This window comes from Pseudomonas sp. McL0111 (genome assembly GCF_052567255.1).
Genome location: NZ_CP199585.1, coordinates 143427 through 163374, shown reverse-complemented (window position 1 = coordinate 163374; position 19948 = coordinate 143427). Strand labels below are relative to the sequence as shown.

The window sequence follows — 19948 nt, the reverse complement described above, 5'->3', positions numbered from 1 at the left end:
TCAGCGGCGAATACGGGCCTGAAGGAAGGACACCACATCGGCGACCGGCAGCGCTTGCGCTTCGGCCTCGGTACGGCTCTTGTATTCCAGGTTGCCTTCGGCGAGGCCGCGGTCACTGACCACGATCCGGTGAGGAATGCCGATCAGCTCCATGTCCGCGAACTTGATGCCCGGGCTGGTTTTCTTGTCGCGATCATCCAGCAGCACTTCGAAGCCGGCAGCGGTGAGTTCCGCGTACAGCTTGTCGGTGGCTTCGCGCACCTGCTCGGTTTCATAACGCAGCGGTACCAAAGCGATCTGGAACGGCGCCAGGGTATCGCTCCAGATAATGCCTTTGTCGTCGTTGTTCTGCTCGATGGCTGCAGCCACCACGCGGGACACGCCAATGCCATAGCAACCCATTTCCAGGGTGACAGGCTTGCCGTTCTCGCCCAGCACTTCGCACTTCATCGCCTTGCTGTACTTGTTGCCTAGCTGGAAGATGTGCCCGACTTCGATGCCGCGCTTGATTTCCAGCGTGCCTTTGCCGTCAGGGCTAGGGTCGCCGGCAACCACGTTACGCAGGTCGGCAACGGTTGGAACCGGCAGATCGCGCTCCCAGTTCACGCCGAAGTAGTGCTTGTCGTCGATGTTCGCGCCGATACCGAAGTCGCTCATCAGCTCGACCGAACGGTCAATGATGATCGGCAGCGGCAGGTTCAGCGGGCCGAGCGAACCGGCGCCGGCGCCAATCGCGTCACGCAGTTCGGCGTCGGAAGCCATGACCAGCGGGCTGGCAACGCCTGGTTGCTGGGCAGCCTTGATCTCATTGAGTTCGTGGTCGCCACGGATGACCAGAGCGATCAGCTTGCCTTCTTCTTCGGCGTGGACGATCAGGGTCTTGATGGTCTTTTCGATCGGCAGACCAAACTTTTCCACCAGTGCCGCAATGGTCTTGGTGTCTGGGGTATCGACCAGGCGCAGCTCTTCAGTCGCTGCGCCGCGCGAGGTTTCGCGTGGCACGGCTTCGGCTTTCTCGATGTTCGCTGCGTAGTCGGAGACATTGCTGAAGGCGATGTCGTCTTCACCAGACTCGGCCAGTACGTGGAACTCGTGGGAACCGGCGCCACCGATCGAGCCGTTGTCCGCTTCAACCGGACGGAACTTCAGGCCCAGACGGGTGAAGATATTGCAGTACGCCAGGTGCATGCGGTCGTAGGTGACTTGCAGCGACGGTTGGTCGGCGTGGAAGGAGTACGAGTCCTTCATGATGAATTCGCGACCGCGCATCAAGCCGAAGCGTGGACGGATTTCGTCACGGAATTTGGTCTGGATCTGATACAGGTTGATTGGCAGCTGTTTGTAGCTGCTCAATTCGTTGCGCATCAGGTCGGTGATCACTTCCTCGTGAGTCGGGCCGGCGCAGAAATCACGACCGTGGCGGTCTTTGATGCGCAGCAGTTCAGGGCCGTATTCTTCCCAGCGACCCGATTCCTGCCACAGCTCGGCCGGTTGGGTGCTCGGCATCAACACTTCAAGAGAGCCGGCGGCGTTCATTTCTTCGCGAACGATGGCTTCTACCTTGCGCATAACCCGCAGGCCCATGGGCAGCCAGGTGTACAGGCCGGAGGCGAGTTTGCGGATCATGCCGGCGCGCAGCATCAACTGATGGCTGATTACTACCGCATCGGAAGGCGTTTCTTTCTGTGTGGCGAGCAAAAATTGACTGGTGCGCATGGTTGGCCGTTGTCGGTTGCTGAGACTGGATATGACGGAGCAGTGTACCGGCGAGACTTGCTGACGTACAGAAGTGTGGCCGGCGGTGAAGTGCAAGGGCGGGATTCCTCCCGCCACAGGTGAAATGTCCTACGACTCTTCTGCGACGGGCGTCGGTACGGGCTCCGGCGTCGGTGTCGGGCCTTCGCGACGGCTTTCCTGAAACCAGTGCAGAGCGATCAACACCAGCGTCGGAACGCCGAGCAGGGCGGTGATCATGAAGAAACTGTGGTAGCCGAACTTCTCGACCATGACCCCGGAATATCCGCCGATCAGGCGTGGCAGCAGGAGCATGATCGAGCTCAGCAGGGCGTATTGCGTTGCCGAGAACTTCAGGTTGGTCAGACTCGACAGATAGGCGACGAACGCCGAGGTGGCCATGCCTGAACTGAAGTTGTCGAGGGAAATGGTCACAACCAGCATCTTCAGATTCGGGCCCATATCCGCCAGCATCACGAACAGCAAATTGGTGGCCGCCGAACATACGCCGCCGATGAACAGGATCGGCAAAATACCGAAACGCACGATCAGCAGACCACCCATACCGGCGCCGAGCAGGGTCATGATCAGGCCGAAGACTTTACTGACGCTGGCGATCTGATCCTTGGTGAAGCCCTGGTCGATATAGAACACGTTGGCCATCACGCCCATGACCGTGTCCGACATTCGATAGGTGGCGATCAGCCCGAGCAGCAGCAGGGCCTGCCAGCGATAACGCAGGATGAAATCGTTGACCGGTGTCAGCACCGGCGCCAGGCCACGGCGGCCCATGGTCGACAGGCATAGCGCGGTGAGCAGCGTATAGAGGATGGCGCGCAGGAATGCGCGGTCTTCCAGCAACAGGTCGAGCACGCTGACGCCATTGAACAATACGCTGGCAAAGTCGGTGTTGTAGAGCTGGGTGAACATCGCCGGTACGGACACCAGTAATACGATCAGCACGAATACCGAGGCCAGTTGATGTCCGAAGCTGTAGCGTCCGGCCTGCAATTGCGTGCGCAGCGGTACTGGCGGTTCACGCATGAACAGGGTTGTGAGCAGCGCGGGAACCATCAGCAACCCGAACAGTGCGTAGGTGCCGGCCCAGGCCGAATGTTGATAGTTGAAACCGGTCGAGCCGAAACCTTCGGCGAAGAACAGTGCTCCGGCGGTCGCCAGCAATGCAGCGACGCGATAGCCGGACATATAGCTGGCAGCAAGTGCGGCCTGGCGGTTGTCTTCGGCAATTTCCAGGCGATAGGCATCGACTGCAATGTCTTGAGTTGCAGAGGCGAAAGCTACGACCACGGCAATGGCGATCAGCCAGGACAGGTGTTTCTGCGGATCACAGAAACCCATGCCGATCAGACCGAGGATCACCAGCGTCTGCGAGAGCACCAGCCACGAACGGCGACGACCGAGCTTGCCCAGCAGGGGCAGGCGCCATTGGTCGAGCAGCGGTGACCAGACCCATTTGAACGCATAGGCCAGACCGATCAGGCTGGCATAGCCGATGGTTTCACGGGCCACACCGGCTTCACGCAGCCAGACGGAAAGCGTGGAAAACACCAGCATGTACGGCAGGCCGGCGGCGAAACCCAGCAACAACAGCACGAGCGTCGAAGGACTGGCATAAGCGGCTAGCGCGGCGCGCCAGGTTTTACGGGGCATGGGCTGAAGTCTGCCTCAAGATTGCGAAAACAAAGCGCGCACTCTAACCGCTGTGCTCTACCGGACGCCAGCCATGGCGCCGAATATCCACACGATTGTTCAGGATGGTGATGCCTTCCGTGCGCAACCGTGCCCTTTGTTCGTCCCCTGAAGGGCTGCCTGCCGGCAGGCTGATCCGGCCGCCAGCGCCAAGAACGCGGTGCCATGGCAGTCGGGTGTCACCGGGCAACTGGCTCAGAGTACGACCGACCCAGCGGGCGGCGCGCCCCAAACCAGCCAGTTCGGCCAACTGACCATAGCTGACGACCTTGCCTTCCGGCACTTGGGCGAGGGTCGAGTAGAGCGCCGTGCGTCGGATTTGCGCTTCGCTGTCGGGCTCGTGGATTTTCTCTGTCACCTGCGCGGTTCCTGAACATAGTCGGGTTAAGGAGTTTAAGCGTAATCCGTGCAGCGCCAGTTGAGAAATGAACTCAACGGAAATCGTCCGGTCAGTCCTTGTCAGGGTCTTATTCCTAAGGATAATGCCGACCTTTTTCGCAAACTGAGCCTTTGATTCGCTTATGTTCTCCAGAACCTTGCTGTGCCTTGCTGTATTCAGCGCCTCCACGCCCGTGCTTGCCGACACCGTCTGGTTAAAGAACGGTGACAAGTTGAGCGGCAAAATTTCTGTGTTCGACGGCGGCAAGTTGCTGATCCAGACCCAGTACGCGGGTGCGGTCACCATTGACTGGAAACAGGTCAAGACGCTGGAGAGCGATCAGGAATTGCTGGTCAAGCAGGATGCTTACACTGGTGAAAAGGCCAAGTCGCTGACCGCTGCCGATGATGGCAAGGTCACTTTGGCCAACGGTGAAGCACCGAAAACCGTGGAGCTGGCAAGTATTCAGCAGATTCTCAAGCCGAAACCGGTGGTCGAGGATCTGGTCTGGAAAGGCAATGTCGGTCTGGCGCTGGACTATCAGCGAGCGGAAAAAGACACCGACGATTACGACATCGATTTCAAGACCACGGCACGCCACGGTCGCTGGCGGCACACCGCCGAGGGCGAGTACAACCGCGAAGTCCAGGATGAGCAGGTCACGACCAATAACTGGCGCGCCGAATACGCACTCGACCGCTTCCTGACGGACAAGTGGTTCTGGCAGGGGCGTTTGAACTACAAGCGTGATTTCGTTGAAGAGCTGTCTCGTCAGCGCGTGGTCGGTACCGGCCCTGGTTACCAGTTCTGGGATGACGAGTTAGGCGCGTTCTCGCTGGGTTCACTGCTCAACCGTACCGATTACGAGTACAGCGATGGTGGCAAGGACAATTTCTACTCGGTCGCCATGAAGTGGGATTACAACCGTTACCTGATCGGCAAGAAGGTCGAGTTCTTCACCAATGGCGAACTGGGCAAACCACTTTCCGACGTCGCCAACTATGCGCTGGATGCGGAGATGGGCTTGCGCTACAAGGTCACTGATTGGGCGTCGCTCAACCTCAAGGCTGAGCGCGACATCATCAGCGGAACCAAGGACGCTGATCTGGACAAGACCCGGTATACCGCAGGGTTTGGCGTAGCCTGGTAAGCCTTTAGAAGATCAACAGATCACAGCCTTCGGCAACTCCAACAGAGAATTGGGTTGCTGGAGGTTGTGATTTTTTTTGTGGGTGCAAAACAGACGCCCACAAAAAAGCCCCGCTTTTAAGGGCGGGGCTTTTTACTAAAGAAGCTACAAGTTAGATAACTTGTACTTCCTCAGCTTGCATGCCTTTCTGACCGCGGGTAGCGATGAAAGAAACCTGTTGGCCTTCTTTCAGGCTTTTGAAGCCGTCGGATTGGATAGCTTTGAAGTGAACGAACAGGTCGTCACCGGATTGTGGAGTGATGAAGCCGAAGCCTTTTTCATCGTTGAACCACTTAACGGTACCGGTTTGGCGATTAGACATGGTGTAACTCCTTGAACAAAGATAACTGCGACGCAGGAAGAACCCTGGCCGAGACTGAGTGCAAAGAGCAGGAAAAATTCTTGTAGATGGTTGGATCGAAATTCAACATATCGTGTAGAGATTCTCAGTGACACAAGCAGCACAGTGGCGCCACCTTAACCCTTTTTCCGGGACGTGCCAATGCTTCTTGCGAAGGTTTCTCTTATTTTGGGATCGACGGTGTGACGGTTCGTCGTCAGACCGAGTAAATAAGGGAGGATCGGCGAGAATTGCACCGCGCACTTTGAACCCGGCTGCGCGCCCGGTAAGATGCCGGACAGATTTTTTCCACCTCGCTATTCAGGACACCCGCCATGAGCATCAAATCGGACAAGTGGATTCGCCGCATGGCGCAGGAACACGGCATGATCGAACCGTTCGTCGAGCGCCAGGTGCGCGGCAATGACGACAACCGTGTGATCTCCTACGGTGTGTCGAGCTACGGTTACGATGTGCGTTGCACCAATCATTTCAAGGTGTTCACCAACATCAACTCGTCCATCGTCGACCCGAAAAACTTCGACCCGGGCAGCTTCGTCGACGTCCACAGCGACGTCTGCATCATCCCGCCGAACTCGTTCGCGCTGGCCAGCACCGTCGAATATTTCCGCATTCCGCGCAACGTATTGACCATCTGCCTGGGTAAAAGCACCTACGCGCGCTGCGGCATCATCGTCAACGTCACTCCGCTCGAGCCTGAGTGGGAAGGTCACGTGACCCTGGAATTCTCCAACACCACCAACCTGCCGGCGAAGATCTACGCCAACGAAGGCGTGGCGCAGATGCTCTTCCTCGAATCCGATGAAGAATGTGAAGTTTCCTACAAGGATCGCGGTGGCAAATATCAGGGCCAGCGTGGCGTAACTCTGCCGCGTACCTGATAGTCCATCCGGCGGATGTCGGGAATTCTTTGGCGGGCAGACACTCTATGGGGTGTACTGCCCGTTTTTGCTTCTGGCAAAGCGGGCCTTCGCCGAGGAGTGCTCCATGAAGATCGATCCGCATATCACCGCCGAACTGGCAAGGCTTGAGCCCAATCAGATTGGCGTTTTAGCCTGGTCCTTGTTGGCACACCCACAGCTGAGCATGGCCGGTGGAATTCCCGGTCAACCCGATCCTGATACCCCCAACGAGCAACCGACCGAACCGGGCGAGCCGACGCTACCGGACGAGCCGCCACCGGCGCCTGTTGCTTGATCCTGTCAGCGCTTATGGCCAGTCAACTGACTGGCCATATTTCGTTATCGCCAATGACAAAGATCTTGCAACGCTCGTCCCGTTCGACCGGATAGCCGCCGGTAAAGGCCCCAAACGCCGGCAGCAGGCTAAGACGCTCGCCAAGTTTGAAGCATGCCAGCCGCAGACTCTGCCGGCCTCTGCCGTTGAGGCGATAGACCGGGTGCACGTGGCCCGCCAGCACGTGCCGTTCGGGATGTGGATCAGGTTCGTGCTGCAAGGCAAACGGCCCGAGCAGTAGCGGTTCCGGTACCACCCGAATGTTCAACGAAAGGGGCGGATCTCCCGCACGTTTGTCGTGGTTGCCGCGAATCAGCGTCATCGGCAGATCAATATGTCGCGCTCGCCATTCAGCCAACGTGTTAAGCGTTCCGGCCGCATGTGAGCCGGGCCCATGCAGGAAGTCGCCGAGAAATATCAGCTGTCGGCAGGGCAGTTTCGCCAGCAACCGGTCGATCACTTCGATGTTGCTGGCCGTTGTGCCCTGCGGCACCGGTTGGCCGAGGCTGCGATAAGCCGCCGCTTTGCCAAAGTGCACGTCGGCGATCAACAGCGCCTGCTGCGCCGGCCAGTACAGCGCTTTCTCCGGCAGTAACCAGAGCTCTTCGCCCGCCAGACGCACTGGGTAGGGCGCACTCATCGGAGTTTTCCATTGTCGGCAGATTTCTCCAGGTCGCCGACCATGCGTCTGATGCGGTCGGCGAGTTTTTCCGAGCTCATGCTTTCACGCATACGTTCGACCAGCAGCGGAAAACCGAGCGGCGTAGGACGTTTGATCAGGTGCAAGTCCAGTTTCATTTGGTTGATCCGTTCCAGAGTCTGTTCCAGGCGACGAATATCCAGTTCTTCCCGCAGGACTTCTTCCCCGGCCTGTGCCAGCAACAGGTTTTCGGCGTCGTACTGTTTGAATACTTCAAAAAACAGTCCGCTGGAGGCCTGCACCTGTCGAGTGCTCTTCGGCGCGCCGGGGTAGCCGGCGAACACCAGTCCGGCAATTCGGGCGATTTCCCGGAAGCGTCGCAGCGCCAGTTCGCCGGCGTTGAGACTGGCCAGAACATCGATCAGCAGCTGATCCGGGCTAAGCAGTTCAGGATTCAGTTGCTGCGCCCAATCAAGCGGCGTGGCACTGAGCAATTCCAGACCGTAATCGTTGACCGCAATCGAGAACGTCAGCGGCTGGCGCTGACTGACCCGCCACGCCAGCAGACTGGCGAGCCCGAGATGCACCTGTCGTCCGGCAAACGGATAGAGGAAAAGGTGCCAGCCTTCGCGGGATTTCAGCACCTCGGACAGTAGGCTTTCAGTGGTGGGCAGGCCAGACCAGCGCGCCTGGGTTTCGAGCAGCGGTTGCAGCGCCTGCATCTCCGGCCCGACGAATTCGCCCCGCGCCGCCGCACTGAAACGCCTGACCACGGCCTCGGCCAATTCATTGGAGAGCGGCATCCGCCCGCCATTCCAGCGCGGCACGGCGGCCTTCTTCGCCGTGCTGCGTTTCACATAAGCGGTCATGTTCTCGACCCGAACCAGTTCCAGCAGCCGTCCGGCGAACAGAAAACCGTCACCCGGTTTCAGCCGTGCGATGAAGCCTTCCTCGACACTGCCCAACTGCTTGCCACCGCCGCCCTTGCTCCAGAACTTCAGATTGATGCTCGCGTCGCTGACGATGGTGCCGACGCTCATGCGATGCCGCCGCGCCAAGCGAGCATCGGGCACTCGCCAGACACCGTGTTCGTCCGGTTCGACCCGGCGATAATCCGGATAGGCCGTCAGAGACATCCCGCCATGACGTACGAAAGCCAGTGCCCAGGCCCAATCCGCTGGCGTCAGGTCACGATATGCCCAGGCACCACGGACTTCTTCGTACAGCTCCTCGGGAAGAAATCCTCCACCCAGCGCCATGCTGACCAGATGCTGTACCAGCACATCCAGCGGCTTGTGCGGTGACAGTCGCGGTTCGATCCTTCGTTGGGCCACTGCATCGGCAGCGGCGACAGCTTCAATCAATTCGAGGCTGTGAGTCGGCACCAATGTCACCCGCGAAGTGCGCCCCGGGGCGTGGCCGGAGCGGCCGGCGCGTTGCATCAGCCGCGCCACGCCTTTCGCTGAGCCGATTTGCAGCACGCGTTCTACCGGCAGGAAGTCCACGCCGAGATCCAGACTTGAAGTGCAGACCACCGCTTTGAGTTGGCCGTCCTTCAATGCCTGCTCGACCCAGTTGCGGGTGTCGCGGGACAGTGAGCTGTGATGCAACGCGATCAACCCCGCCCAATCCGGCCGCGCTTCAAGCAGCGCCTGATACCAGATTTCCGATTGCGCACGGGTGTTGGTGAAGACCAGCGTGCTGGCGCTGGTCTCCAGTTCGGCGACCACTTGCGGCAGCATTTTCAGCCCGATGTGTCCGGCCCAGGGGAAACGCTCGATGGCGGGTGGGAGCAAGGTATCAACCAGCAGCGTTTTTTCGCTTTGACCCTGCACACTCACGCCGCCGCCCTGTGGGATAAGCACCTGTTCTGCGTGGGCCTGATTGCCCAGCGTGGCGGAAACGCCCCAGACGATCAGCTCCGGCTGCCAGTGCCGAAGTCGGGCCAGCGCCAATTGCAGTTGTACGCCGCGTTTGTTACCGAGCAATTCGTGCCATTCATCGACGACTACCATGCGTAGCGTCGATAACGCTGTTTGCGCGTCGGCGCGGGCGAGCATCAGCGTCAGGCTTTCCGGGGTGGTGATCAGCGTGGTTGGCAGGCGTCGGCTCTGGCGGGCGCGTTCACTGCTGCCGGTGTCGCCGGTGCGCAGGCCGATGCTCCAGTTGAGGTGCAGGTCACCCACAGGCGTTTGCAGGGCGCGTGCGGTGTCGGCGGCCAGTGCGCGCATCGGGGTGATCCACAGCACGGTCAGCGGCTCTGCCGGTGGTTGGCGTTTGCGCGTGGGTTCTGCGACGGGGTTGGATTTGGCGAAGCGATTGAGCGCCGCGAACCACACCGCATAAGTCTTGCCGGCGCCAGTGCTGGCGTGGAGCAAACCCGATTCACCGCGTTTGACCGCGGCCCAAACCTGTTTCTGAAAGGCGAACGGCTTCCAGCCGCGAGCGCTGAACCAGTGTTTTGCCAAGTCGGGAGAGGTTGCCATGCCGGCGGCGTGCGCTCTGAAAGGTGTTCCTTCAGTGACCACGTCTCGGGAGGACAAGTTTAATCAGATCCACTGTGGGAGCGAGCTTGCTCGCGAATTGGGCGTGTCAGGCAACATTTGCATTGACCGACACACCGCTTTCGCGAGCAAGCTCGCTCCCACAGGGTTTTGCTTACGAGGTTACTTGAGGTTGCCGCTGAGGAATTGCTTGAGGCGTTCGCTCTTTGGATTGCCCAGCACATCGTCCGGGGCGCCTTCTTCTTCTACGAGACCCTGATGCAGGAACAGCACCTGGCTCGACACCTTGCGCGCAAAACTCATTTCATGGGTGACCATGATCATCGTCCGGCCTTCTTCGGCCAGGCCCTGAATCACTCGCAGCACCTCGCCGACCAATTCCGGATCAAGCGCCGAAGTCGGTTCGTCGAACAGCATGACTTCCGGCTCCATTGCCAGCGCCCGGGCAATCGCCACGCGCTGTTGCTGACCACCCGAGAGAAATGCCGGGTACTGATCGGCGACCCGCGCCGGCAGGCCGACCTTGTCCAGATAGCGCCGGGCACGGTCGTCGGCTTCTTGCTTGCTGCAACCCAACACCCGGCGCGGGGCCATGGTGATGTTTTCCAGCACGGTCATGTGGCTCCACAGGTTGAAGTGCTGAAAGACCATCGCCAGACGGGTGCGCAGGCGTTGCAGTTCATTGGCGTCAGCCACGTGCATGCCGTGACGGTCAGTGACCATACGGATGGTCTGGCCATCGAGGCTCATCGCGCCGTCGTTGGGTTGTTCGAGAAAGTTGATGCAGCGCAAAAAGGTGCTTTTGCCCGAGCCGCTGGCGCCGATCAGACTGATCACGTCACCGGTTTTGGCCTTGAGCGAAACGCCTTTGAGCACCTGATGGTCGCCGTAGCTTTTGTGCAGGCCTTCAACGGTCAGTTTGTACATGGGACAGACATCCTCAAGGCGAAAGTAGGTAGCCGCTGCGATAGGCTTCGGTGCCCGCGACGTGCGCGATCGCCATGCCGGCAGTGGCCATGCGCCGCAGCGAGCGGGCGTACATCAGGCCGGCAGCGGAGCAATGAACAGGGGTGACCTGATTACTGATCGGGTCAATGATTTCGGCGATTTGCTGTCCGGCTTCGAGGTGTTGCCCGGCTGCGGCGGTGTACACCAGCAGTCCGCCAACCGGGGTGACTACCGGTTCGACACCCGCCAGCGGTGTGGCCGGATACGGCAATGCCGGCAACTCAGCCGGTTCGCCGACGATGGCGCCGAAGTGCACCAGATAATCCAGCAACGCCTGACAGTCACGGCTGGCCATCGGGTGATTGACGTCGCCCTGGCCGCGCAACTCGACGGTCACCGAGAAGCTGCCCAGCGGAATCTCGAAGTGTTCGCCGAAGCGTTCCTTCAATTGCCACCACAGCAGCGTGAAGCATTCGTCGAACGACTGACCGCCGGAGTCGGTGGCCAATAGACTTGCCTGCGATTCGATGTAACGCGCCAGCGGTTCAACCTGCGGCCAGGCTTCGGGCGTGGTGTACAGATGCACCACGGATTCGAAGTCGCAATGCAGGTCCAAAACCATATCCGCATCACAGGCCAGCCGTTGCAGGGTCAGGCGCTGGGACTGCAATTGGGTGCTGGCAGTGTGGCGGGCGAGGGCGGTGCGCAGGCTGGCGCGGATCAGTTCGAGATTGCGCTGCGGATCGTCGCCGAGTTTTGCTTCGATATCGTTGCCGATTTCTTCGCTCAGATCGACGAACCAGCGATTGAAGTTCTGCCCGCTCTCCAGCTCGTAACGGCCCAGCGGCACGTCCATCAGCACTTGTTCGAGGCCGATGGGATTGGCCACCGGCACCAGCACGATTTCGCTGCGCAGGCGCCCGGCGGCTTCCAGCTCCGTCAGACGCTGCTTGAGATGCCAGGCCACGAGCATGCCGGGCAGTTCGTCGGCGTGCAGCGAAGACTGGATGTAGATCTTGCCTTTGGCCTGCTCCGGGCCGAAGTGGAAGCTGTGAATCTGTCGTGCGGTCCCCGGTAGCGGGGCCAGCAGGTCATGAATCTGGTGGCGCATTTCAGAAAGGTCCTAGTGAGTCGGGCCGAGGAAGGCCAGCCATCGGCGTTCGGCGAGGCGGAACAGGCCGACCAGCGCAAAGGTGATGGTCAGGTAGATCAGCGCGGCAATGCCGAACGACTGAAACGTCAGAAAGGTCGCCGAGTTGGCGTCCCGGGCGACTTTCAGGATATCGGGGATGGTCGCGGTGAAGGCCACGGTGGTCGAGTGCAGCATCAGGATCACTTCGTTGCTGTAATACGGCAACGAACGGCGCAGGGCTGAAGGCATGATCACGTAGGCATACAGCTTCCAGCCGGTCAGACCGTAAGCCTTGGCCGCTTCGACTTCGCCGTGGTTCATGCTGCGTATCGCCCCGGCGAAAATCTCCGTGGTGTAGGCGCAGGTGTTCAGGGCGAAGGCGAGGATCGTGCAGTTCATCGCATCGCGAAAGAAACTGTCGAGGATCGGTTGCGCACGCACGGCGGCCAGGCTGTAGATCCCGGTGTAGCAGATCAGCAACTGGATGTAGAGCGGCGTGCCACGGAACAGGTAGGTGTAAAACTGCACTGGCCAACGGATATAGAAGTGCGGCGAAACCCGCGCAATCGACAGCGGAATCGAGACGATAAAGCCGAAGAAAATCGAGGCGCTGAGCAGCCACATCGTCATCGCCAGCCCGGTGATGTTCTGGCCGTCGGTATAAAGGAAGGGACGCCAGTATTCTTGCAAGAGTTCGATCATCGTACGGCCTCCCGGGAACCGGCGGCGTAGCGGCGTTCGAGCCAGCGCAGGATGAAATTCGAGGCACTGGTGATCAGCAGATAGATCAGCGCGGCGACGACCAGAAAGTAGAACAGTTGATACGTGCTTTTCCCGGCGTCCTGAGCAGCCTTGACCAGATCGGCCAGACCGATGATCGAAACCAGCGCGGTGGCCTTGAGCATCACCATCCAGTTGTTGCCGATGCCCGGCAGGGCGAAGCGCATCATTTGCGGGAACACCACATAGCGAAAGCGCTGGCCGCGTTTAAGGCCATAGGCCGTGGCCGCTTCAACCTGCCCGCGAGGCACGGCGAGGATCGCGCCACGGAAGGTTTCGGTGAAGTACGCGCCATAAATGAAGCCCAGGGTAATCACCCCGGCACTGAACGGGTCGATCTCGATGTATTCCCATTCCATGTAGTCGGTGAGCGATGTCAGCCAGGTTTGCAGGCTGTAGAAAATCAGCAGCATCAGCACCAGATCCGGCACCCCGCGAATCAACGTGGTGTAGAGCTGGGCGGGCAGGCGCACCAATTTCACTTTTGACAGCTTGGCGCTGGCGCCGATCAGACCGAGCAACACGGCCACCAGCAGCGACAACGCCGATAATTTGATGGTCATCCAGGTGCCTTCCAGCAACAACGGGCCGAAGCCTTTAAGGCTGAACGCGGAGAGCCCCAGATTTTGTAAGAGGTTTTCGAACATAAATCAGCAACCTGAGCGGATGGAAAAGGCGCCCATCGAATGATGGGCGCCGGGGCATTATTTGCCGCTGTACAGATTCAGATCGCCAAAGTGTTTCTTTTGAATCTCGGCGTATTTGCCGTCGTCGTGTAACGCTTTGATACCTTTATCCAAAAGCGCTTTCAGCTCAGTGTTACCTTGCTTGATACCGACAGCGGTTTTGGCTGGCAGCAAAGGCGCGTCAATTGGCTTGCTGACTTCGTAGTCGGCACCCTGTGGCGACTTCAAAAAGCCCAGTTCGGCTTGCAGCATGTCCTGGATCGAAGCATCGAGACGGCCGGAAGTCAGGTCCGCGTAGACCTGATCCTGGTTGGCGTAGGCCTGGGTTTTCACGCCGGCCTTGTCCAGTACGGCTTTGGCGTAGGCTTCCTGAATGGTGCCTTGCTCGTAACCGACAGTTTTGCCCTTCAGGGATGCGGTGTCTTCGGTGATGCCGGCGCCTTTCTTGAATACGAAGGACGTCGGGCCGGAGAACAGCTCGCTGGAGAAGTCGATGACTTTTTCGCGCGCTTCGGTAACGGTCATCGACGAGATCACACCGTCGAATTTATTGGCTTTGAGGCCCGGAATCATGCCGTCAAAGTCACTTTCAACCCATTTGCACTTGACCTTCAGCTCGGCGCAGATCGCGTTGCCCAGATCAATGTCGAAGCCCACCAGGCTGCCATCGGCCGCTTTCGACTCGAACGGTGCGTACGAAGGGTCAACGCCAAAGCGCAGCTCTTTGTATTCCTTGGCCAGCGCGGAGCCGGCGGCCATGCACAACGCCAGTGCAGAAAGGGTCAGCAATGCTTTTTTCATTATTCAATCCCTAAGAACCAATATGAGCGCTTGTGGCGCAGAATTATTGTTACTGGAACGCGTACGACCTATAGAAAGTAGCAATTTCCGAACCAGAGTCCCGAACGAGCGTTTAAAAGGTCGAGGACAGGGAGAGTAGCTGAGGATTGATGCACGAAAACGGGCATCGGGAATGGGGTGCACCATCTCGGTTCAAGACTGCTGATCTGGAGGTTCAGCTAATCATTGTGGCGAGGGGATTTATCCCCGTTGGGCAGCGAAGCGGCCCCCTGCATTATTTCAGTTGGATCACTGGTGCAGGATTTACGACTGCTGCGCAGCCGAACGGGGATAAATCCCCTCGCCACAGGTAATTCAGTTGGCTCAAAAAAGAGGTTTGTCCCCGGAAACCGGGTCAGGCCAGCAGGTCTTGCAGCGTCGCCAGACTGTCCGCTTCATCCACGGTCTTGTCCTGACGCCAGCGCAGCATGCGCGGGAAGCGCACGGCGATCCCGCTCTTGTGCCGTCGCGACAGGGCAATGCCTTCGAACCCCAGCTCAAACACCAGACTCGGCGTAACGCTGCTCACCGGGCCGAATTTTTCCACAGTGGTCTTGCGCACAATGCTGTCGACTTCACGCATCTGTGCATCGGTCAGTCCCGAATAGGCTTTTGCGAATGGCACCAAAGCACGTTGACTGGCCTCGGGTGGGCCGTCCCACACGGCGAAGGTGTAATCGCTGTAAAGACTGGCGCGGCGACCATGCCCGCGCTGCGCATAAATCAGCACCGCATCGACACTGAACGGGTCGACTTTCCATTTCCACCAAACCCCCATGTCCTTGGTGCGGCCAACCCCATACAACGCATCGCGAGCCTTGAGCATCATGCCCTCGACGCCCAGACGCCGCGAAGCTTCACGCTGGCGGGCGAGGTCGAACCAGTCACTGCCGGTCAATACGGGCGACGGCAGTAACACCGGGCTGTTGCACTGCGCGACCACTTGTTCCAGTTGCGCCCGTCGTTCTGCTTGCGGCCGATTGCGCCAGTCTTCGCCCTGCCATTCCAGCAGGTCGTAGGCGAGCACCACCACTGGCACCTCTTCGAGGATTTTCCGGTCGAGGGTCTTCCGGCCGATCCGTTGCTGGAGCAGGGCGAACGGTTGCACCGCTGGCGGCGTAATCGATTGCGGATCGAAAGCGTCTTCGGTGGTCGGATGGGTACTTTTCCAGACTACGATTTCGCCGTCGATCACCGTGCCGTCGGGCAAGCCGTGCACCAGCGTGTCGAGTTCCGGGAAGCGCTCGGTGACCAGGTCCTCGCCGCGCGACCAGATCCACAATCGGCCATCGCGCTTGACCACTTGCGAACGGATGCCGTCCCACTTCCACTCCACCTGCCAATTGCTCGCCGGCCCCAATAGCGCCTCGAACTCTTCGACCGGTTGCGCCAAGGCGTGGGCGAGAAAAAACGGGTAGGGCTGGCCACCGCGTTGCGCATGTTCGTCGGAAGACTCTGGCGCGATCAGCTTCAGATAACTTGCTGCGTTCGGCCGGTTGGACAGGTCGGTGTAACCCACCATCCGTTGCGCGACGCGTTTGCTGTCGATCCCGGCCATCGAGGCCAGTGCGCGGGTCACCAACAGTTTGGAGACCCCGACGCGGAAACTGCCGGTGATCAACTTGATGCACAGCATCAGGCTGGAGCGATCCAGTTGCGCCCATAACGCGGGTAACTGTCGGGCGAGATATTCTGGGGTTTCACCGCGCAGTGGCAACAGTTTGTCTTCGATCCATTCGGCGAGACCAGCGTCGGAGCTGTGGAGATTTTCTGGTAGCACCAGCGAAATGGTTTCCGCCAGATCGCCAACCGCTTGATAACTTTCCTCGAACAGCCATGGCGCCAACCCGGACACCTCGACCGCCAGCTCGCGCAGAATCCGCACCGGCACCAATTGCCGAGGCCGGCCACCGGACAAAAAGTACACCGCCCACGCCGCATCTTCCGGCGCAGCCTGGGCGAAGTACGTTTGCATCGCCGCGAGTTTGGCATTGCTCGATGTGGTGGCGTCGAGTTCGGCGTACAACCCGGCGAAGGCCTTCATGCCTGCACCTCGGCGATGGCGGGCTCGGCGGCGATATTGTCTTCTTCGTCATCGCCGTATTCGGTATTGAAGCCTTGGGCATCCAGACCTTGTTCGCGCAGATGCCGAACCAGGACGCCAATCGAACCGTGCGTGACCATCACCCGTTCGGCGCCGGTCTGTTCGATGGCCCACAACAGGCCGGGCCAGTCGGCGTGATCGGACAGCACAAAACCGCGATCCACACCGCGCCGACGACGTGTGCCGCGCAGGCGCATCCAGCCACTGGCGAACGCGTCGCTGTAGTCGCCGAAACGCCGCATCCAGCCACTGCCACCGGCCGACGGCGGGGCGATGACCAATGCCTGGCGCATGATCGGATCGCTCTTTTTTATGTCGCCGGCATAGATCGTTGGCGGCAAGTACACGCCGGCCTCGCGATAGACCCGGTTCAGCGGCTCGACCGCGCCGTGGCTGAGAATCGGGCCGAGGCTGGCGTCGATGCCGTGGAGAATCCGCTGGGCTTTGCCGAATGAGTAGCAGAACAGCACGCTGGCCTTGCCGGCCGCAATGTTCGCCTGCCACCACTGGTTGATCTCGCTGAACACCTGCGCTTGCGGCTGCCAGCGATAGATCGGCAGGCCGAAGGTCGATTCAGTGATGAAGGTGTGGCAGCGCACCGGTTCGAAAGGCGCGCAGGTGCCGTCGGGCTCGATTTTGTAATCACCGGAAGCGACCCAGACTTCGCCGCCGTATTCCAGGCGCACTTGCGCCGAGCCGAGCACATGACCGGCCGGGTGAAAACTCAAGGTCACGCCGTGATGGGTCAAGCGTTGGCCGTAAGCGAGGGTTTGCAGGTTGATATCGTCGCCGAGCCGGGCACGCAGAATGCCTTCGCTGGCGCTGGACGCCAGGTAATGCTGATTGCCGGTGCGCGCATGATCGCCATGGGCATGGGTGATGACCGAGCGCTCGACCGGGCGCCACGGGTCAATGTAGAAGTCACCGGCCGGGCAATACAGGCCTTCGGGACGGGCGATAACAAGGTCCATGTCGTTACCAGAATGGGGGGCTTGTTAGCTATGAGGTTGGCGCGGGGTCGGAAGTTCTATCGATTGTTTTTGAAGGCGATACAAAACAAATGTGGGAGCGGGCTTGCTCGCGAATGCGGTGGATCAGCCGGAATCAATGCTGAATGACACGACGCATTCGCGAGCAAGCTCGCTCCCACAGGGGATAGCGGTGTTACTTGCCCGGTGTAAGGGTCAGGCGGGTTTTACCGTATACCCGATCAAAGTTCTGCGGTTGCATCGGCAAACCGATGTACTGCCCCTTCAGCCAGGCATCGATGCCATTCAGGTAATTCGGGCTGACCGGGTTACCGGACTGGCCAGTGCCGTTCTGCCCCATCAGCGGCTCGCTCTGGCCAAAGTCGACAATGAAACGCATCGACGGCGCACGCGTGGTGCTGAAGTCCTGACCCCAGGCAAACGCTGCGGTGTTGAGCGTGGTGTGGTCGCCGCCGGCTGCAATCGGGCCGCGAACGGTCTGGCCGCTGGCGTTTTTCCAGGTGTAGCTGTGCAGCTTGCCCCACTGCCACGCACGATGATCTCCGCCCAACTGGCTGTCACCGGCGCTGATCGCCGCCGCCAGGCTGCGGGCGAGGATGGTTGGTTTGTCTTCTTTCTGCGGTGTGCGGATGTCGTCCCAGAACGGACTGTCCTCACGGCCCAGCAGATGGTCGGCTTGCGCCGAGTAGGACAGATCACCATTGGCGATAAAGGCTTTCCACGCCGGACTGCTCTCGGGGCCCAGTTCGTCGAGGAAGATCTGCTTCATGCTTTCTTGCAGGAACAGCTCATAAATCGCGGCGTCAGCGGAGGTCGGGCTGAGCTTGCCGTCGAACGCCATCAGACGAGTAAACGCCTCGCGCGCTTTGTTGCGGTCTGCTTCGGGCAGCGCTTCAATGGCTTTTTTCAGCGGTTGTGCCATGCCCGGCGCTTCGAACATTTTCTTCAGCTTGGCGGCGAACGTGGTGCTCTGGTCATACTGCATGGCGATCACGCTGCGGCTGTCGTGCTTGCCGCTGCCGGCCAGTTCCGCCAGACGCTCGCCACGCTCCGGCGCGGCCCACGAGTTCGACAGTTGCATGCCGTAACCGTGTGGGATCACGCGCTGGTTGGCAGTGCCGAGCCAGCCTTGTGCCGGGTCTTGATCGTACGGGTGCAGCATCGGGTCGGCATAACCGTCCCAGTCGTAACGACCTTCCCAACCCGGCGATGGCAGCAGACCTTCGCCCTCACGGCGGTTGGGGAAACGTCCGGTGACTTGCCAGCCGATATTGCTGGCGTCGGCGAACACCAGATTCAGGGCGATGGCGCGGATTTCCCGGCTGGCGTCCGAAGCGCGTTCGACGGTTTGGGCGCGGGTCAGATCAAAAAACGCGTCCAGCGACTTGTCGTCGGTGAAGCTCGGCGTCTGCAAGGCCAGACCGAAGCCGCTGCCTTGCGCCGCTGCCTGGGCGCTGTTGAGCAGCGCGCCATGACGGGTTTCGTACACCGCTTCGCGAATCGGCCGCTGGCCTTTGACGAAGTAGGTTTCGTTGCGCACGGCCAGCGGTTGCCACTTGCCGTTGACTTCGTAGGTGAGACTGCTGCCCTGACGGCGGATTTTTTCCAGGAACAGATCCTGGTTGTCGCCGAGCACGCTGGTCATGCTCCACGCCACTTTGCCGTTGAAACCGCCCAGCACCATTGGCAGACCGGCGACGGTCACGCCAGCGGCCTGATATTTCGGTGCGCGGATCTGCACGAAAGTCCACAGCGACGGCGCGGCCAACGGGCCATGGCTATCGCTGGCCAGCAGGCTTTTGCCGCTGCGGCTGCGTTGCGGGGCGATTGCCCAGTTATTCGACGACGCGGCGCCGAGTAGATTCATCGCTGACAGTTGCTGGCTGGCGTTGCTCAGTTCAGTCAAACCGGGAATTTGCCCGTTGAGCTTGAGGCCTTGCAGTTTGTCGGCTTCGGCCTGTTGCAGGTTCTCGTCCGGAGCGGACGGGGTCAGCCAGGCGAGTTTGTCGGTGGTGACGCTTTGGGCGAGCACCAGCGAGGAGATTTCTTCCGGCAGGTTGGCCGACTGGCTGAAATTCAGCAGGGCGAAGATCAGCGCCGAGTCTTCCGGTTTCCAGTATTCAGGCTTGTAACCGCTGGAGGCGAGGTCGCCCGGCAACTTGTCGGCATAACGGAACAGGTAGGCGTTGACGCCCCGCGCATAGACTTCAAAGAAACGCTTGAGGCGTGGCGACGAGGCTTTATACAGCTCACCGGCGCTTTTCTTCAGGTTGACTGCACGCATGTAGCGGTCGGCGTCGAGCATCGACGGGCCGGACATTTCCGCCAGACGGCCCTGTGCGAGCAGACGCAGGGTGACCATCTGGTTGATGCGGTCGCTGGCATGCACGTAGCCGAGGGAAAACAACGCGTCGTGGAACGTGTTGCTCTCGATCAGCGGCATGCCCATGGCATTGCGGCGCACCGAAACGTTCTGCGCCAGGCCCTTGAGCGGCTGCACACCGGAGGTCGGCGGGAGGGTGTCCTGAGTGTTCCAGGTCTGACAACCGGTCAGGCTCAAAACACCGGCCACTGCTGTGGCAACGCCGAACCGGGGAAGAAAATGTGAAAGGGCTGGCGAGGCCATGGCAAAGCTCCTGCGGGGGGTAGCATCAGTAAAGGCGCTACGTTAGAGAGCAGGAGGGTGCCGCGCAAGCTGCGGATAAAGTTATTTGTG

General features: G+C 59.9%; 17 protein-coding genes. 3 read left to right on the top strand and 14 right to left on the bottom strand.

What is annotated here, in order from left to right:
* The 3 genes from ACTWLJ_RS00830 to ACTWLJ_RS00820 all read right to left on the bottom strand — a co-directional run bounded on the left by ACTWLJ_RS00830 (nt 1) and on the right by ACTWLJ_RS00820 (nt 3802).
* Entirely contained in the window at nt 1-1716 is a 1716-nt protein-coding gene (locus ACTWLJ_RS00830; RefSeq protein ID WP_445179534.1) for a proline--tRNA ligase, read from the bottom strand.
* A 129-nt stretch (nt 1717-1845) separates the two neighbouring features.
* Nucleotides 1846-3405 (bottom strand): AmpG family muropeptide MFS transporter, encoded by a 1560-nt coding sequence (locus ACTWLJ_RS00825; protein WP_445179533.1) that lies wholly within the window; start codon nt 3403-3405, stop codon nt 1846-1848.
* Between the two features lie 43 nt (nt 3406-3448).
* Nucleotides 3449-3802 carry an MGMT family protein gene (locus ACTWLJ_RS00820; protein ID WP_445179532.1) on the bottom strand — a complete coding sequence of 118 codons (354 nt, stop codon included), beginning with the start codon at nt 3800-3802 and terminating at the stop codon, nt 3449-3451.
* Nucleotides 3803-3965: 163 nt separating this feature from the next.
* On the opposite strand from ACTWLJ_RS00820, the gene ACTWLJ_RS00815 reads away from it, so the two are divergent.
* Entirely contained in the window at nt 3966-4973 is a 1008-nt protein-coding gene (locus tag ACTWLJ_RS00815) for a DUF481 domain-containing protein (RefSeq protein WP_445179531.1), read from the top strand.
* Nucleotides 4974-5124: 151 nt separating this feature from the next.
* Here the strand turns inward: ACTWLJ_RS00815 and ACTWLJ_RS00810 are convergent, their stop codons facing one another.
* Nucleotides 5125-5334 (bottom strand): cold-shock protein, encoded by a 210-nt coding sequence (locus tag ACTWLJ_RS00810; RefSeq protein ID WP_002554837.1) that lies wholly within the window; start codon nt 5332-5334, stop codon nt 5125-5127.
* Nucleotides 5335-5687: 353 nt separating this feature from the next.
* Between ACTWLJ_RS00810 and dcd the strand changes: the two genes are divergently transcribed.
* Together dcd and ACTWLJ_RS00800 are read left to right on the top strand one after the other, a co-directional pair.
* The gene (gene dcd, locus ACTWLJ_RS00805; protein WP_129390062.1) at nt 5688-6254 is read left to right on the top strand and encodes a dCTP deaminase; all 567 of its coding nucleotides are present in this window, start codon (nt 5688-5690) and stop codon (nt 6252-6254) included.
* 106 nt (nt 6255-6360) lie between these two features.
* Nucleotides 6361-6570 (top strand): hypothetical protein, encoded by a 210-nt coding sequence (locus ACTWLJ_RS00800; RefSeq protein ID WP_445179530.1) that lies wholly within the window; start codon nt 6361-6363, stop codon nt 6568-6570.
* Between the two features lie 22 nt (nt 6571-6592).
* Here ACTWLJ_RS00800 and pdeM read toward each other — a convergent pair whose 3' ends face one another.
* From pdeM to ACTWLJ_RS00750, 10 genes are all read right to left on the bottom strand, one after another.
* The gene (gene pdeM, locus ACTWLJ_RS00795; protein ID WP_445179529.1) at nt 6593-7249 is read right to left on the bottom strand and encodes a ligase-associated DNA damage response endonuclease PdeM; all 657 of its coding nucleotides are present in this window, start codon (nt 7247-7249) and stop codon (nt 6593-6595) included.
* On the bottom strand, nt 7246-9735 hold the full coding sequence (locus ACTWLJ_RS00790) for a ligase-associated DNA damage response DEXH box helicase (protein WP_445179528.1): 2490 nt from the start codon (nt 9733-9735) through the stop codon (nt 7246-7248). The genes pdeM and ACTWLJ_RS00790 overlap by 4 nt, the downstream gene beginning before the upstream one ends.
* A gap of 180 nt (nt 9736-9915) precedes the next feature.
* On the bottom strand, nt 9916-10680 hold the full coding sequence (locus tag ACTWLJ_RS00785) for an ABC transporter ATP-binding protein (RefSeq protein WP_445179527.1): 765 nt from the start codon (nt 10678-10680) through the stop codon (nt 9916-9918).
* A 13-nt stretch (nt 10681-10693) separates the two neighbouring features.
* The gene (locus ACTWLJ_RS00780) at nt 10694-11812 is read right to left on the bottom strand and encodes a succinylglutamate desuccinylase/aspartoacylase family protein (RefSeq protein WP_445179526.1); all 1119 of its coding nucleotides are present in this window, start codon (nt 11810-11812) and stop codon (nt 10694-10696) included.
* A gap of 12 nt (nt 11813-11824) precedes the next feature.
* Nucleotides 11825-12535, bottom strand: coding sequence for an ABC transporter permease (locus tag ACTWLJ_RS00775; RefSeq protein ID WP_445179525.1), 711 nt, complete (start codon nt 12533-12535; stop codon nt 11825-11827).
* Entirely contained in the window at nt 12532-13260 is a 729-nt protein-coding gene (locus ACTWLJ_RS00770; RefSeq protein ID WP_445179524.1) for an ABC transporter permease, read from the bottom strand. Before ACTWLJ_RS00770 ends, ACTWLJ_RS00775 begins: the two co-directional genes overlap by 4 nt.
* Nucleotides 13261-13317: 57 nt before the next feature.
* The gene (locus ACTWLJ_RS00765; RefSeq protein WP_445179523.1) at nt 13318-14100 is read right to left on the bottom strand and encodes a transporter substrate-binding domain-containing protein; all 783 of its coding nucleotides are present in this window, start codon (nt 14098-14100) and stop codon (nt 13318-13320) included.
* A 394-nt stretch (nt 14101-14494) separates the two neighbouring features.
* Nucleotides 14495-16183: an ATP-dependent DNA ligase gene (locus ACTWLJ_RS00760; RefSeq protein ID WP_445179522.1), complete on the bottom strand. Its 1689-nt coding sequence runs from the start codon at nt 16181-16183 to the stop codon at nt 14495-14497.
* A complete protein-coding gene (locus ACTWLJ_RS00755; RefSeq protein ID WP_445179521.1) occupies nt 16180-17214 on the bottom strand; it encodes a ligase-associated DNA damage response exonuclease in 1035 nt (344 codons plus the stop codon). The genes ACTWLJ_RS00760 and ACTWLJ_RS00755 overlap by 4 nt, the downstream gene beginning before the upstream one ends.
* 193 nt (nt 17215-17407) lie before the next feature.
* A complete protein-coding gene (locus ACTWLJ_RS00750) occupies nt 17408-19858 on the bottom strand; it encodes a penicillin acylase family protein (RefSeq protein ID WP_445179520.1) in 2451 nt (816 codons plus the stop codon).
* Nucleotides 19859-19948 lie beyond the last annotated feature (90 nt).